The following is a 14,925-nucleotide window of genomic DNA, read 5'->3' as shown; positions in this document are numbered from 1 at the left end:
CGGCTCACGCGCCACCTAAGGGGTCCCCTAGGAGCATGGGTCAGTAATGGCTCGAAGCGCGCCGAGAGTACGGCGGAGTGCGTGAGAGCGTTGCGCTCGGGCCGGCGTCACTGGCGGCCAGGTATTCGGTTTGCGAAGCCGCGGTGATGGCGTTCAGTCCGCGGGTCAGCCTGTAGGTCGCCCGGGCCTGCCAGTTCAGGCGATCTGGAGGCCGCCGAGCCCGGTGGCGCCGATATGACCGTGGAGCTTTCGCAGGTTGTGGCAGGCAGCGAGCAGTAGCCATTCACCGCGGGCGGCGTCCAGACCGCGAATCAGGAGTTGCTTGCCGTTCTGCAGGGTGCTCATCTGTCCGAAGACCGGTTCGACGATCGCTTTGCGCTGGGCGTAGACCGCTCGGCCTTTCTTCGTGGCGAGCTTGCGGGCCATGCGCTGCTTGTCCGTGGCGCTGGCCGGGATCGGTCCCCGGGGGGCGATCGGCGCCGGTTCCCCGCTGCGCTGTCGTCCGGTGGCGATGAAGAACTCGGTGCCCTGCTCGCCGGTGACCTCGGCGGAGGCGGCGAGGTTCGCGGCTGAGCAGTACCCGGCATCGGCGAGCATCTGCTTCGGGGCCTGCCCCGTGTTGCTGATGGCCTGCTCGGTCATGGGGATGAGGTTGCCGACGTCGGCGGCACAGTCGTTGACCTCGGCCGCCACGATGATCTGATGGGCGGCATCGACCACGGCCTGGCCGTTGTAGCACTGAGCGAACGACCCGTCCCCGGTGAGCATGATCTTCGACTCCGGGTCGGTGAAGTTGCGCTGGGCCTTCGGCCTGGGCGTGGCGCGCTCGGCGGCCTCAGCGGCCTTCTGCGCGACGGTGTCTTCGTCTTCGCCCTTACCGCGGGCCTTAGCCTCAGCCTTCTCCGCCGCATCGGCGGCGGCGTCGGCTTCCAGAGCAGCTTTGGCCTGGCGCAGCTTGACCAGGCGAGACTCTCGGCGGGCCAGCTCATCGGGCAGCTCGTCCCCGCGCCGGTTCTTGCCGAACTTGGCGTCCTCGGCCTTGTCGATGGCCTCGGCGGCGGCCAGCAGATCGGAGACCTCCTGGGCCAGTACCTTCTCCTTGTCCGTCAGCCGCGCGTACGACATGGCCTTGCGTTTGGAGGCGTTCGCCCGCAGCTTCGTCCCATCCAGCGCGACCTGTCCAAGCGTGACCATCCCGGCGGCCTGGCACAACGCCAACGCCTGCAAGAACAGGTTGCCCAGCGCGGCCAGGTGCCTCTTGCGAAACCTGGCGATCGCGCGGTAGTCCGGGGCCGCCCCGGCCGCCAACCACCGGAAAGCGACGATGTCGGTGCAGGCCTTCTCGATCCCGCGGGAGGAGCGCACCCCCGTGGTGTAGCCGAAGATCAGCAACCGCACCATCAACCGCGGATCGTACGGCGGGGCCCCGCGCCCCTCCTGGTAGGAGACGTAGATCCGCGATAAATCCAGGTGCTCATCGACCAGATCCGCCACGAACCGTGCCAGATGATCGGCCGGAAGCCAGTCATCCAGCGACGGCGGCAGCAACAACCCCTGGCCCGGGTCGAACGCCCGAAATGTCTTGCCTGCGCCCACCGGCTCGACCTCGCCCTGCCGGTCAGCCCGCTCGACGCGGAACTCCTCGGCGGCGAACAACCCTTCCTCGCCCATGACGACAATTATCCCGCCGAACCCGCCCCATCAGCGGACCTGAACTGGCGTGTTACTGACCCACGCTCCTAGGCGGCGCGCATCCCGATAAGTGACATGCGCTGCAGCGACGTGCCGGCGGGCGCGATCGTCCATCCATGACCCGCGCGCGGCGCGATGTGCGCTGCTCAGCCCGGAATCTCAAGCGCTCGTACTCGTCCATCCGCAGGCCCGGCGTTCTCCACAGGCAGGCCGCGTCAGGCGGTGCTGAACCGATTTCCCGGAGTCCCGGCCCAGATGATCGGGACCGTGAACACACCAGACCACCTGAACTCCCTGCTGGTCACCTCCGATCAGCTTCTCGCCCGCGGAATGTCGAGTCAGAGCATCAGCCGCGCGGTGGGGTCCGGCGACCTGATCCGACTCAGGCCCGGGTTCTACGTCGAAGGGCGAGCGCGTGACCTCGGAAGGCGCGAGCGCCACTTCTTGTCGATTCTTGCCGCGGACGCCGCACTCGACGCGCCGGTCTTCTCCCACTCATCCGCGGCTCTCATCCACGGGCTTCCGGAGTGGGGTCTTCCGCTGCGCAGGGTCGCGGTGTGCGAGGACGGCCCGACGCCGCGCTCCCGCACGACCAGCCTGACGACCTTCCGCACCGCGCCCGGCCTCTCCGATGAAGTGATGACGGTCAACGGATTGCGGGTCACCACCCCGGCACGGACAGTCGCGGACATCGCGATTTCGACACCCAGAGACGCTGCCGTGGCGGTCGCCGACGCGGCGTTGTACGGGGAGATCGTGACCAGGGACGAGCTCGACGAGTCTTTGCGCGCATCCGCTGGCCGTCGCGGGATCAGACGTGCACGACATGCACTGAGCCTCGTCGACGGGAGAAGCGAGAGCGTGGCAGAGAGCCTCAGCCGGCTGACCTTCCACGACTTCGGCCTGCCGGAGCCCGAGCCCCAGGTCGAGATCTACACCCCCGGCGGCGTTCGAGTCGCCCGTGTGGACTTCCTGTGGCGGGAGTACGGCGTGATCGGAGAGTGCGACGGCTTCGGCAAGTACTTCGACGGACTGAGCCCCGGTGAGACCCGGCACCGCTTGGGCATGGAGAAGGACCGCGACGCCGAACTGATGGCCCTCGGTTACCGGGTCCTCCATTGGCGGTGGCGCGATGTGCTCGAGCCTCATGTGCTGGCTGCGCGGATCAAGCGTGTGCTCTTCGCAGCCGCTGCGTGATCGCGAACGCTGCTGCGTGATCGCGGTCGCCCAGCGGGCCGGCCGCAGGGCAGAAACCGCCCGGCGCCCCTCCAGAGCGCGCGCCACCTATCCGACTACGCGCCGCCTGCGGGACCCCATAGGTGGCGCGTAGCCGGATAGGTGGCGTGCGATTCGATAGGTGGCGCTCGACTTGATAGGCGGCGTCGACGTCAGCGGGGCGAGCGAGCGCCTTCCGTTGGGGGCGGCCGAGCGCCTTCCGCAGGGGTGGCCGAGCGCCTTCGGCAGGCGCAGCCGCCGAGCTAGCAGAGCGGCCCGGCCGGGTACAGCACCCCGCCGTGCACGACCGGGAGAATCAGCCGGTACCGAGCGAGTCGACGGACGTGGCCAGCCACAGGATGACGGCCCCGATCCCGACGTAGAACGCGACGTCGAACCCCTTGCCGCGAACCCCGAGCAGTCGCGCGCGCTCGTCCGGGACCACGGCACGGAGGGTCGCCGCCGCCAGGGCGACCAGCCCCAGCAGGAACGCGCCCCTCCGCCAGCGCTCGAGGACGACGAAGCCCAGCGCCACCACGACCCCGGCCAGCACGAGCGCGAGCGGCCACTGCGCACGCACCTGCGCCCACGTCAGGCGCGCGGGGCGCGTCCGGCGGGGCCGGGCGTCGGTGGCCCGGTGCCGGGCGCGGTCGGGAGCGGGGTGTGTCACGGGAGCCGTCAGGTGTCGGCGTCGAGCCGCTCGCAGCGCTCGACCACGTTGCTCAGCAGGAACGCGCGGGTGAGCGGGCCGACGCCGCCCGGGTTGGGCGAGATCGCCCCGGCGACCTCCCACACGTCCGGGTGCACGTCACCGGCCAGCTTGCCGTCGAGGCGGGAGACCCCCACGTCCAGCACCGCGGCGCCGGGTTTGACCATGTCCGGGGTGAGCATGTGAGCCACGCCCGCGGCGGCGACGATGACGTCAGCGCGCCGGGTCTCCGCCGCCAGGTCGCGCGTGCCGGTGTGACACAGGGTCACGGTGGAGTTCTCGCTGCGGCGCGTGAGCATGAGACCGATCGGGCGACCGACGGTGACGCCGCGGCCGACCACCACGACGTGTGCGCCGTCGAGCTCCACCCCGAACCGGCGCAGCAGGTGGATGCACCCGTTGGGGGTGCACGGCAGCGGGGCGGGCTCGCCCAGCACGAGCTTGCCGAGGTTGACGGGGTGGAGTCCGTCGGCGTCCTTGGCCGGGTCGATGCGCTCGAGGATCGCGTTCTCGTCGAGATGCCCGGGCAGCGGCAGCTGCACGATGTACCCGGTGCACGCGGGATCATCGTTGAGCTCGTCGATCACGGCCTCGAGTTCGGCCTGGCTGGTGTCGGCGGGCAGATCGCGTCGGATGGAGGCGATGCCGACCTGCTCACAGTCACGGTGCTTCATCTTGACGTAGGAGTGGCTGCCGGGGTCGTCCCCCACCAGAACCGTGCCGAGCCCCGGGGTGATCCCCTTCTCCCGCAGCGCGGACACGCGCCGGGTGAGGTCGGCGACGATCTCGTCGCGGGTGAGCTTGCCGTCCAGCTTGATCGCGGTCACGCGCACCAGTATCCCACTCCCGGGCGCGGCCGTCGTCGGGGCGCTGCGAGAATGGCCCCCATGACCGGTGTGGGTGTGCGCGTGCTGTTCGACCGTCCGTGTATCCCACCCAACACCGGCAACGCGATCCGCATGGCGGCCGGCGCCGGGTGCGAGCTGCACCTGGCGGGCCCGCTGGGCTTCGACCTGTCGGAGCCGCACCTGCGGCGGGCCGGGCTGGACTATCACGACCTCGCGCACGTCGAGGTCCACGAGGACCTCGAGTCGGCGTACTCCCGGCTCCTGCCGGCGCGGGTGTGGGCGTTCTCCGCCCGGGCCGACCTCGCGCTGCCGCAAGTGCGGTTCGCCCCCGGTGACGTCCTGCTCTTCGGCCCCGAACCCACCGGCCTGGCCGAGGACGTCCTCGCCGATCCGCGCGTGACGGCGCGGGTGCGGATCCCGATGCTGCCCGGGCGGAGGTCGATGAACCTGTCCAACGCCGCCGCGGTGGCGGTCTACGAGGCGTGGCGCCAGCAGGACTACCAGGGCGGTATGGATTTTCCCGCCGATTGATTTAAAGTTTCGGTATGCCGAAACTCAGAGGCGCTGTCACCCGTAGCGCCGCCCCCCGTCGAGCAGCCGCCGCAGCGCGCGCCACAGCGCTCACCACTGCGCTCGCGCTGTTGTCCGGGTGCGCGGTCGGCGCCACCGGCCCGGCGGACGTCGACGACCGCCAGAGGTCCGACGCGTCAGGGGGCCGGGTGGTGGTGGCCACGACGTTCACGATCCTGGCCGACATGGTCGGGCGCGTCGGCGGCGACCGCGTGGTGGTCGAGTCGGTCACCACGCCGGGCGCCGACGTACATCAGTACGAGCCGACCGTCGAGGACCTCAAGCGGGTCGAAGGCGCGGACCTCGTGGTGAGCAACGGGCTGGGGATGGACGACTGGCTCCTGCGGTTCATCGACGGGACCGACGCCGCCCACCTCGTCACCACGGACGGAATCGAGCCCCTGCCCATCCGTGCGGGCAACTACACCGGCCGGCCCAATCCCCACGCGTGGATGTCGCCGGTCGAGGGCGCACGCTACGTCCGCGCGATCGCCGGCGCCCTCGCCGACCTCGATCCGGACGGTGCGACGGAGTACCGCGCCCGCGCCGAGGGCTACGTCGCCGACCTGCAGGCGATGGCGGTCCGCGCCCGCGAGGCGGTGGCGTCGGTGCCCGAGGACCGTCGCGTGCTCGTCACCTGCGAGGGCGCCTTCTCCTACCTGGCCCGCGACCTCGGGCTGGAAGAGCTGTACCTGTGGCCGGTCAACAGCGAGAACCAGGGCCTGCCCCGGCAGGTCACCGCGTTGATCGACCGGATCCGCGAGCGGGAGATCCCCGCCGTGTTCTGCGAGTCGACGGTCTCCGACGCCGCCATGGAGCAGGTCGCCGCCGAGACCGGCAGCCGCCTGGCGGGCCTGCTGTACGTCGACTCGCTCTCCGGCCCCACCGGGCCCGTGCCCACCTATCTCGACCTCCTCGACCACGACCTCGAGACGATCACCCGGGAGCTGACCTCATGACCGATCGGCCACTGCCCTTCTCCCCGGACGCCGGCCCTGCCGCCGTCGTCGTCTCCGATCTCACCGTCGACCGGGGACAGGTCCGGGCCCTCGACGCGGTGTCGCTGTCCGCGCCGAGGGGCGAGATCACCGTCCTGCTCGGCCCCAACGGCTCCGGTAAGTCGACCCTCCTGCAGGCACTGCTCGGCCTGGTCACCCCCACGGCGGGCTCCGTCCGCCTCCTCGGCACGTCCGTCCGCGGCGCGCTGCGCAGCGGACGAGTCGCGGCGGTGCCGCAGGCCGACGGCATCGACGAGCATTTCCCCGTCACGGCAGCCGAGGTCGTCATGCAGGGCCGTCGGCACTTCACCGGGCCGTGGCGTCGGCCGTCGGGACGGGACCGCGCCGCCGTGGCGGACGCCCTCGAGAGGGTGGGCCTGTCCGGGCTCGCGGCGCGTCGCATCGGCGAGCTCTCGGGCGGCCAGCGTCGCCGGGTCATGTTGGCGCGCTGCCTGGCCCAGGAAGCCGACCTGCTCCTGCTCGACGAGCCGTTCAACGGGATGGACGCCGGCAGCGAGGAGGTCTACATCGACGTCCTGCGCGAGCTCACCGCCGGCGGCCGCACCGCGCTGGTCTCCACCCACCACCTGGGCACGGTCGAGCGGCTAGCCGATTCGGTGGCCCTGCTCAACGGCCGCCTGGTCGCCCACGGCCCGGTCGCCGAGACCACGACGCCGCATGTCCTGTCGACCCTGCTCGGGGCCCGCCTCCCCGGGGCCGCCGACTCCGCCCGGGGCGCCGCCGCGTCCCCTGTCACCGATCGGGCCGTCTCGTGATCGAACTGCTCACCGAACCGATGTCGTACGAGTTCATGCGCCGCGCGCTGCTCGTGGTGACGGCCTCCGGGGTCGCCGGCGCACTGCTGAGCTGCTGGCTGGTCCACATGGGGTGGTCGCTCATGGGCGACGCCGTGTCGCACGCGGTCCTGCCGGGAGTGGTGATCGCGGCGCTGACCGGCATCCCGTTCGCGGTCGGCGCCCTCGTCGCCGCCCTCGTCGCCGTGTGGCTGATCGGCGCGGTCCGCGAGAGCGGGACGGTGCGGCCGGACGCCGCGATGGGCATCGTGTTCACGGCCCTGTTCTCGTTCGGTCTCGTGCTGATCGCCCGGTTCCCCACCCAGCAGGACCTGCACTCGATCCTGTTCGGTTCCGTGCTCGGCGTCCGCGACTCCGACCTCGTGCAGGTGCTCGTCGTGGCCGCCTTCACGGTGATCGTGCTGCTGACGTTCCGGCGCGACCTGATCCTGCTGGCGTTCGACCGGCTCCACGCCCACACCCTGGGGCTGCGCACCCGGGCGCTCACCGCCCTGCTGCTGGCGACGCTGGCCACCGCGACGGTCGCCGGGGTGCAGTCCGTGGGGGTGATCCTGGTCGTGGCGACGCTCATCATCCCGGGCGCGACCGCCCAGTTGGTCGCGGACACGATGCGGGGGACGATGATCCTCGCCGTCGTCGTCGCCCTGATCGGCGGTGTCACCGGCCTGTACCTCGGCTACTACGCCGACCTCCCGCCCGGTCCGGTCGTGGTCCTCACCCAGGCGGTCATCTTCGCGGTGGCGCAGCTGCTCGCGCCCCGGCGCGGGGTGATCCCGCGGGCGGTGGCGGGCGCCCGCGGTCGACGATCGGGGATGATGGCCACATGACCGTCGACCCGCCGAGAGCCCTCGCCGACCTCACCCCGACGATCCAGGCCTACCTCATGGCCGTGCACGCTCTCGGCGCCGGCGACGACCCGGTGACCTCGAGCGCGCTGGCGGAGCGTCTCGGCGCGTCACCGTCCTCCGTGAGCGAGGGCGTCCGCAAGCTGGTCACGATGGGCCTGGCCGAGCACCGGCCGTACGCGCCGGTGGTGCTCACGGAGGCGGGTCGGTCGTTCGCGGTGGCGATGGTGCGGCGGCACCGGATCATCGAGACCTTCCTCTCCCGGTGCCTGGAGTACCCGTGGGACGAGGTGCACGCCGAGGCCGACGCGCTGGAGCACGTGGTCTCGGACCGGTTCGTCGACGCCCTCGACGTGTTCCTCGACCACCCGCGCCGCGATCCCCACGGCGATCCCATCCCCACCCGCGACGGCCACCTCGACCCGCTCGGCGACACCCCGCTGGATCGCGTCGAAGAGGGCTCTACGGGTGTGGTGACGCGGGTCTCCGACCGTGACAACGCCGTCCTGCGCCACCTCGCCGAGATCGGCCTGCGCCCCGATTCCCCCGTGGAGGTGGTCTCCCGGCAGGTCGAGTTGGGGATCATCTCGGTGTCGCTGGCGGGCCGGGTCGTGCAGGTGGGCACGCCGGTGGCCGCGGCGGTGCGGGTCCGCGTCGACGACTGACGTCGGGCGCACCGGGCGGCGGGGGGACGACGACGACGAGGTCCGCGTCCGCCCCGCTCCCCCGCGGTCGCTCAGGCGGCGTGGGGGACGGTGGCCGGAGGTCGGGTGCTGGTGGGGGCGGCGGTGGCCGGGCGATCAGGTCGGGCCGCCCGCGCGGCGGGCCGTCGCAGACCGAGCGCGAGGAGCGTGGCCAGGGCGATCGCCCCGTCGATCGCGGCCGCGGCGGGCGCGCCGGTCACGTCGTGGCGGAGCAGGAGCACGGCGGTCATGGTCATGGACGCCTTGTGGAAGATCACGACCAGCCACAGCACGGCCGCTCCGGGCGGGGTCGCGCCGAGGTAGGCGGACAGGGCCGCGAAGACGAGCAGCCCGTAGGCGCGCCAGTAGCCGGTGAGTTGGTATTCGGGTGTGATGCTGGGCGCCTCGAGGCCGGCGGCGACGCCCAGGCCGAGCGCCACCGCCGCGGTCGTCAGCAGCAGGGACCGGTAGAGCAGCAGGCAGAGTCGGTCGGTGGCCATGAGGGGGATGCTCGTCGTCCGGGCGCGACCGTGCATCGGGGAGATCCCCCGGGATCGGGCCTGATTCCGTTCCGAAGCGGCCGCTACAGCATCGTGCCGGGGTTGAGAATCCCCTGCGGGTCGAGCGCGTTCTTGATGCGTCGGGTCAGGTCCATGACGTCGTCGCCCAGCTGCGCGGGCAGCCAGGGTGCCTTGAGTCGTCCGACGCCGTGCTCGCCCGTGATCGTGCCGCCCATCCCGATCGCGAGGTCCATCACCTCGCCGAACGCCAGACGGGCCCGCTCGGCGCGGTCCGGGTCGTCGTCGGTGAGGACGATGATGGGGTGGGTGTTGCCGTCCCCGGCGTGGGCGACGAGGGCGATCGGGACGTCCCGACGCGCGGAGATCTCCTCGATTCCCGCGACGAGCCGGGGCAGCGAGGGCAGCGGCACGCCGACGTCCTCGAGGAGCAGGGTCCCGACCTTGCCCAGGCTCGTGAACGCGGCCCGGCGCGCCATGGTGAACTGTTCGCCCTCGTCGGGGTCGTCGGTGGCGAAGACCTCGGTGGCGCCGTGGGTGCGGAAGGCCTCGGCCATGAACTCGGTCTCGGCCGCGCGGTCGGGTCCGGTCAGGTCGGACTGGGCGAGCAGCATGGCGCCGGCGTCGGTGTCGAGACCCATCCGCAGGTCCGCCTCGACGGCGCGGATGCTGACGGTGTCCATGAACTCGAGCATCGCGGGGCGGATCCGCCGGGTGATGGCCAGGACCGCCTCGCTGCACGCCACGACGTCGGGGAAGATCCCCACCACCGTCGACCGCGGTGGTTGGGCGGGGATGAGCCGCAGGATGGTCTCGGTGACGATCCCCAGGGTCCCCTCGCTGCCGACGAACAGCTTCGTCAGGCTGAGTCCGGCGGTGTCCTTGAGCCGCGGTCCGCCGAGTCGGACGGCGGTGCCGTCGGCCAGGACGACAGTCATCCCGAGGACGTAGTCGGTGGTGACGCCGTACTTCACGCAGCACAGTCCGCCGGCGTTGGTCGCGATGTTGCCGCCGATCGAGCAGATCTCGTAGGAGGACGGGTCCGGCGGGTACCAGAGGCCGTGCTCGGCGACGGCCTGCTTGACCTCGGCGTTGTACAGCCCCGGCTGGACGGTGGCGGTGCGGGTGACGGGGTCGACGTGGAGGTCGCGCATGAGTTCCGTGGACAGGACTATCCCGCCGTCCACGGCGGTGGCGCCGCCGGACAACCCGGATCCCGCGCCGCGCGGGACGACCGGCACGGAGTGGGTGCTCGCCCAGCGCATGACCTCCTGGACGTCCTCGGTGGTGCGTGCGCGCACCACGGCGAGGGGCATACCGGGGTCGGGGGCCTTGGCCCAGTCCTGCCGGTAGCTCTGCAGGACGTCGGGGTCGGTGATGAGGTGTGAGTGGTCGAGACGGGTGCGGAGGTCGTCGAGTGCCGCGGCGGGATGACGGTCGGCGGAGGGGACGCTCATGACCCGAAGGTACGGCCTCGCCCAGCCTGCCGCCGCGGTATCCGTGCATGGTCCGCGCCCTCCCCCCGGTTCTTCGCGCGGGGTCGGCCGGGGGCATAGTGTCCTGGTGACCGAGACCCCCGGAGCAGGACGAGGACCTGCGGCGCCCGCTGTTCCCGGCCCGGGGCCTGCGTGGTTCGGCGCGGTGATGGGAACCGGTGGCCTGGCCACGCTCCTGCAGATCCACTCGGTGCGGGTGCCCGGCTTCTCCCCGGCAGCGGTGGTCATGCTCGTCGCGGGTTGGGTGCTCTTGGTCGGGCTGGGCGCGGGGTTCGCCAGGTCGGTGGCGCGCGATCCGGACATGTGGACGGCCTCTGTGCGTGACGCGGCGATGCTCCCGCTGTGGGGCATGGTCTCGATGGGACTGCTCGCGGTGGGGTCGTCGACGTTCATCGTGGTGGAGGCCCACGCGCCGATGCTGTCGTGGATCGCCTTCGGTGTGGACGTGGCGTTGTGGGCCGCGGGCACGGTGCTCGGCCTGGCCACGGCGGTGGGGTTCGCGGTGTGGCTGTTCGCCACGCGACCCGACCATCCGCTCCCCACGTGGGCGTTGCCGATGGTGCCGCCCATGGTCTCGGCGACGGCGGGTGGCGTGATCGCCAGGCAGTTCGAGTCGGATGCCGCCAGGGTCCTGTTGTCGGCGGCGTGCGTGTTCTGCTTCGTGCTGGCCCTGGCGCTGGGGGGCGCGGTGATCGTGATGGCGTACCACCATGCGTGGTTCCGCACGCCGGTGCCGGTGGTGCTGTCGACCTCGACGTGGATTCCGCTGGGGATCGTGGGACAGTCCACGGCGGCGGCCCAGGTGCTCTCGGGTCCGGCACTGGCGGGTGTGGCCCGGGTGTACGGGGCCACCGTGCTGGTCGCCGGTGCGGGACTTGGCGCGTTCGCGGTTCTGACGACGGTGCGGGGGTTCCTGGCCCGGATGCCGTTCACCCCGGGGTGGTGGGCGATGACCTATCCGTTGTCGACCTGCGGCCTGGGCGCTCATTACCTCGGATGGCATGCGGCGAGCCTGCTGACGGTGGCGGTGCTCATCGCCATCTGGGTGGTGTGCGCGGTCGCCAGCGTCCGCGCGATCGCCTCGGCGCGGGCCGCCTGACGCCGTCCGTCGGCGTGGCCTCTCTGGCTCCGCCCCTCGACGTCTCTGACGCCGCCCCTCGACGTGGCGCCTCTGACGCCGTCCCGGGGTGTCACCGGAAGTCCCTGCTGCGGCCGATGGCCATGCCCAGGTGGAGCCGTTCGATCTTGTCCGCCACCACGCTGACCGCGCCCGAGCGGTTCTCCACCGTGCCGCGGACGATGAGCGCCGGGGCCGAGGAGACGATCGGCCGGTAGCGCGCCCACAGCCCGACCGAGCAGACGATATTGGTCATACCGGTCTCGTCCTCGAGGCTGAGGAAGGTCACGCCCTCCGCGGTGGCGGGCCGCTGTCGGTGGGTGACCGCCCCGGCGACCCGGATGCGGCTGCCGTCGGGGACGTGCGCGAGCCCGGCGGTGGTGCACACCCCCTGGGAGTCGAGCCACGGCCGGGCGTGGACGGTCGGGTACTCCTCCGGGCTGATGCCGGTGGCGGCGAGGTCCGCGGAGGTCAGTTCGAGGAGACTCATCCCGGGGAGTGCGGGGGCGTCGACCTGACTGAGCCCGGGCAGCATGCCGGGCTTCTCACGGGCCGCGGTGGCCGCCGACCACAGGGCCGCGCGGCGTCCACCCGTGCCGAGCGAGTCGAGCGCACCGGCGGTGGCCAGTGCCTCCATCTGCCGGACGGACAGTCCGGTGCGCCCGGCGAGGTCGGCCGCGGAGGTGTAGGGGCCGTGACTGTCGCGCTCGTCGGCGATCGCGGTGGCCAGATCCTCCCCGATCGCCCTCACGGACTCCAGGCCGAGGCGCACCTCGGTTCCGTCGTTCTCGCATGTGGCGCCGCCGAGCGAGCGGTTGACGCACGGCCGGTGCACGGTGACGCCGTGTCTGCGGGCGTCGGCCACCAGCGACTGGGGTGAGTAGAAGCCCATGGGCTGGCTGCGCAGCAGGGCGGCGCAGAAGATCGCCGGGTGGTGACACTTGAACCACGCGGAGTAGTAGACGATCGCGGCGAAGGACTGGGAGTGGCTCTCGGGGAAGCCGTAGTTGGCGAAGGCGCACATCTTCTCCCAGATCCGCTCCCCCACCTCCGGGCCGGTGTACGGGGTCCCCGGCGGACTGGTGCCGATACCGTGCAGTTCGCGCATGCCCGCGAAGAACCGCTCCTTCAGCCGCGCCATCCGTTCCGGGGACCGCTTGGCCCCCATCGCCCGGCGCAGCTGGTCGGCCTCCGCGCCGGTGAAGCCGGCGATCACCGTGGCGATCTGCATGAGCTGCTCCTGGAACAGCGGGATCCCCAACGTCCGTCCCAGTACCTCTTCCAGGGCGGGATGATCGAATTCCACTTTCTCCCGCCCGTTGCGTCGGCGGATGTAGGGGTGGACGGAACCGCCCTGGATGGGGCCCGGGCGGATGAGGGCGACTTCCACCACGAGGTCGTAGAACGTCCGCGGTCGCAGCCGGGGCAGGGTGGCCATCTGGGCACGCGACTCCACCTGGAACACGCCCACGGAGTCGCCGCGGCACAGCATCTCGTAGACCTGTGGGTCCGCGAGATCGAGCTTGGCCAGGTCCACGTCGAGGTCCTTGTGTTCGGCCGCCAGGTCGATGGCGTGGTGGAGTGCGGTGAGCATGCCCAGACCTAGCATGTCGAACTTGACCAGTCCGACCGCCGCGCAGTCGTCCTTGTCCCACTGCAGCACCGTCCGGCCCGGCATCCGCGCCCATTCGACGGGCACCACGTCGGCCACCGGGCGGTCACAGATCACCATGCCGCCGGAGTGGATGCCCAGGTGTCGGGGCAGGCCGACGAGCTGTCGTGCCAGCGCGAGCACGTCGGGCGGGACGGTGTGCTCGGTGGCCTCCCGCTCGTGGTTCTTCAGCCCCGACCACCGGTCGACGCTCTTGGACCAGGCGTCCTGCTGTCCCGGGGAGTACCCGAGCGCCCGGGCCACGTCCCGCACCGCCGAGCGTCCTCGGTAGGTGATGACGTTGGCCACCTGGGCGGCGTAGTCCCGGCCGTACCGGGAGTAGACGTACTGGATGGCCTCCTCCCGACGACCGGACTCGATGTCCACGTCGATGTCGGGCGGACCGTCGCGCTCGGGCGCCAGGAACCGCTCGAAGAGGAGGTGGGCGCGCACCGGGTCGACGTTGGTGATGCCCAGGGAGTAGCAGACCGCCGAGTTGGCGGCCGAGCCCCGGCCCTGGCAGAGGATGCCCTCGCGGCGGCAGAACTCGACGATGTCGTGGACCACGAGGAAGTACCCGGGAAAACCCAGCTCGGCGATCACCTTCAGCTCGCGGTCGATCTGCGCGTACGCCTCCGGCATCTCCTCGCGGGTGCCGTAGCGACGGGCGGCGCCGGCGTAGGCGAGCTCGGCGAGAATGGTGTCCTCGGTGTGGCCCTCGGGGACGTCGAACGGCGGCAGCTGCGGAGCGATGAGTTTCAGGTCGAACGCGCACTCCCGCCCCAGCCTGTCGGCCCCGGCGACGGCGTCGGGCCACCGGTCGAACAGGTCGGCCATCTCCTCTCCCGAGCGCAGGTGGGCGCCGCCCGCCGCGGGCAGGTGTGCGGCGTGGGTCTCGAGCGCGTCACGCGCGCCGAGGGCCGCCATGACCGAGGCCAGCCGCGCGTCCTCGGGCCCCGCGCAGTGGGCGGCGGTCGTGGCCACGACGGGCAGTCCCGCCCGGGCCGCGAGTCCGGCCAGCGCGTCGCACCGCTCGGTGTCCTCGGGCACCCCGTGGCAGGTGAGTTCCACGACCACCCTGTCCCGCCCGAACAGCTCGACCAACTGGTCCAGGGTCGTACCGGCCGCCTCGGTGTCGAAATCGGGGGCTCCGGTGCCGCCGCGTTCCAGCGCGCGACGGACGCGGCCGCGTCGGCACCCGGTGAGCACGTACCAGTGGCCCCCGGCCGCCTCCGCGAGCTCCGTGATCTCGTACCGCGGCTCGCCCTTGGCCCCGCCTCGCAGGTGGGCGCGGGCGATCGCGCGGGACAGCCGGCGGTACCCCTCCTGCCCCCTGGCGAGAACGAGCAGGTGCTCGCCACCCGGCAGGGACAGCTCCGCCCCGAACACCGTAGCCAGGCCCAGCTCGGAGGCGGCCTCGGCGAAACGCACCACCCCGTACAGGCCGTCGTGGTCGGTGATCGCGAGGGCCGTGAGCCCCAGGTCGGCCGCGGCCTCCGCCATCGCCTCGGGCGAGGACGCACCGTCGAGGAAGCTGAACGCCGTGTGTGCGTGCAGCTCCGCGTACGGCACGCGTCCCTGGACGCGCGGTCGCTGCGGGGGCGTGTAGTCACCCCGCGTGCGCGACCATGCGGGGGCGTCGCTGCCGTCGCCGGGATGGGGGTTCTCCGGCCCGCGCGGGTTCGGCCGCCCGGACAGCACCCGTTCGAGCTCTCCCCAGCTCCTGGGCCCGTGGTACCAGTTCACCGGGGCTCACCCGCCCGGTGCC

At 71.8% G+C, this 14,925-nt stretch carries 13 protein-coding genes; 7 read left to right on the top strand and 6 right to left on the bottom strand.

Translation table 11 applies throughout. The annotated features are described in order from the left end of the window. Positions 1 to 195: 195 nt before the first annotated feature. On the bottom strand, positions 196 to 1,671 hold the full coding sequence (locus VYL96_RS04480; protein WP_329436936.1) for an IS1182 family transposase: 1,476 nt from the start codon (positions 1,669 to 1,671) through the stop codon (positions 196 to 198). A 288-nt stretch (positions 1,672 to 1,959) separates the two neighbouring features. On the opposite strand from VYL96_RS04480, the gene VYL96_RS04475 reads away from it, so the two are divergent. Further along, the gene (locus tag VYL96_RS04475; RefSeq protein WP_243699699.1) at positions 1,960 to 2,889 is read left to right on the top strand and encodes a type IV toxin-antitoxin system AbiEi family antitoxin domain-containing protein; all 930 of its coding nucleotides are present in this window, start codon (positions 1,960 to 1,962) and stop codon (positions 2,887 to 2,889) included. Between the two features lie 334 nt (positions 2,890 to 3,223). Here VYL96_RS04475 and VYL96_RS04470 read toward each other — a convergent pair whose 3' ends face one another. Both VYL96_RS04470 and VYL96_RS04465 read right to left on the bottom strand, forming a co-directional pair. Continuing rightward, positions 3,224 to 3,577 carry a DUF3017 domain-containing protein gene (locus tag VYL96_RS04470; protein ID WP_174521548.1) on the bottom strand — a complete coding sequence of 118 codons (354 nt, stop codon included), beginning with the start codon at positions 3,575 to 3,577 and terminating at the stop codon, positions 3,224 to 3,226. Between the two features lie 8 nt (positions 3,578 to 3,585). Then, the gene (locus tag VYL96_RS04465; RefSeq protein ID WP_061229101.1) at positions 3,586 to 4,443 is read right to left on the bottom strand and encodes a bifunctional methylenetetrahydrofolate dehydrogenase/methenyltetrahydrofolate cyclohydrolase; all 858 of its coding nucleotides are present in this window, start codon (positions 4,441 to 4,443) and stop codon (positions 3,586 to 3,588) included. Positions 4,444 to 4,503: 60 nt separating this feature from the next. On the opposite strand from VYL96_RS04465, the gene VYL96_RS04460 reads away from it, so the two are divergent. The 5 genes from VYL96_RS04460 to VYL96_RS04440 are packed head-to-tail and all read left to right on the top strand — an operon-like array spanning position 4,504 to position 8,357. Next, the gene (locus VYL96_RS04460) at positions 4,504 to 4,995 is read left to right on the top strand and encodes a tRNA (cytidine(34)-2'-O)-methyltransferase (RefSeq protein WP_007628191.1); all 492 of its coding nucleotides are present in this window, start codon (positions 4,504 to 4,506) and stop codon (positions 4,993 to 4,995) included. Positions 4,996 to 5,009: 14 nt separating this feature from the next. Continuing rightward, the gene (locus VYL96_RS04455; RefSeq protein ID WP_407935071.1) at positions 5,010 to 5,993 is read left to right on the top strand and encodes a metal ABC transporter substrate-binding protein; all 984 of its coding nucleotides are present in this window, start codon (positions 5,010 to 5,012) and stop codon (positions 5,991 to 5,993) included. Next, positions 5,990 to 6,808: a metal ABC transporter ATP-binding protein gene (locus tag VYL96_RS04450; protein WP_061229072.1), complete on the top strand. Its 819-nt coding sequence runs from the start codon at positions 5,990 to 5,992 to the stop codon at positions 6,806 to 6,808. Before VYL96_RS04455 ends, VYL96_RS04450 begins: the two co-directional genes overlap by 4 nt. Then, entirely contained in the window at positions 6,805 to 7,674 is an 870-nt protein-coding gene (locus VYL96_RS04445) for a metal ABC transporter permease (protein ID WP_061229073.1), read from the top strand. Before VYL96_RS04450 ends, VYL96_RS04445 begins: the two co-directional genes overlap by 4 nt. Continuing rightward, complete coding sequence (locus tag VYL96_RS04440; RefSeq protein ID WP_061229074.1) at positions 7,671 to 8,357, top strand: metal-dependent transcriptional regulator; 687 nt, start codon at positions 7,671 to 7,673, stop codon at positions 8,355 to 8,357. The genes VYL96_RS04445 and VYL96_RS04440 overlap by 4 nt, the downstream gene beginning before the upstream one ends. A gap of 71 nt (positions 8,358 to 8,428) precedes the next feature. Here VYL96_RS04440 and VYL96_RS04435 read toward each other — a convergent pair whose 3' ends face one another. Next, on the bottom strand, positions 8,429 to 8,875 hold the full coding sequence (locus tag VYL96_RS04435; RefSeq protein WP_061229075.1) for a hypothetical protein: 447 nt from the start codon (positions 8,873 to 8,875) through the stop codon (positions 8,429 to 8,431). Positions 8,876 to 8,958: 83 nt separating this feature from the next. After that, the gene (locus VYL96_RS04430) at positions 8,959 to 10,350 is read right to left on the bottom strand and encodes an FAD-binding oxidoreductase (protein ID WP_243699698.1); all 1,392 of its coding nucleotides are present in this window, start codon (positions 10,348 to 10,350) and stop codon (positions 8,959 to 8,961) included. 106 nt (positions 10,351 to 10,456) lie between these two features. Here VYL96_RS04430 and VYL96_RS04425 point away from each other — a divergent pair, with 106 nt between their 5' ends. Continuing rightward, a complete protein-coding gene (locus tag VYL96_RS04425; RefSeq protein ID WP_061229077.1) occupies positions 10,457 to 11,488 on the top strand; it encodes an SLAC1 family transporter in 1,032 nt (343 codons plus the stop codon). Between the two features lie 91 nt (positions 11,489 to 11,579). Here VYL96_RS04425 and VYL96_RS04420 read toward each other — a convergent pair whose 3' ends face one another. Beyond that, on the bottom strand, positions 11,580 to 14,903 hold the full coding sequence (locus VYL96_RS04420; RefSeq protein ID WP_174521549.1) for an error-prone DNA polymerase: 3,324 nt from the start codon (positions 14,901 to 14,903) through the stop codon (positions 11,580 to 11,582). Positions 14,904 to 14,925 lie beyond the last annotated feature (22 nt).

The sequence above is a fragment of the Dietzia maris genome, assembly GCF_036287335.1.
Classification (GTDB): Bacteria; Actinomycetota; Actinomycetes; order Mycobacteriales; family Mycobacteriaceae; genus Dietzia; species Dietzia cinnamea.
Note: the sequence above shows the minus strand (reverse complement) of the source record. Positions and strands in the feature narration are given on the sequence as shown.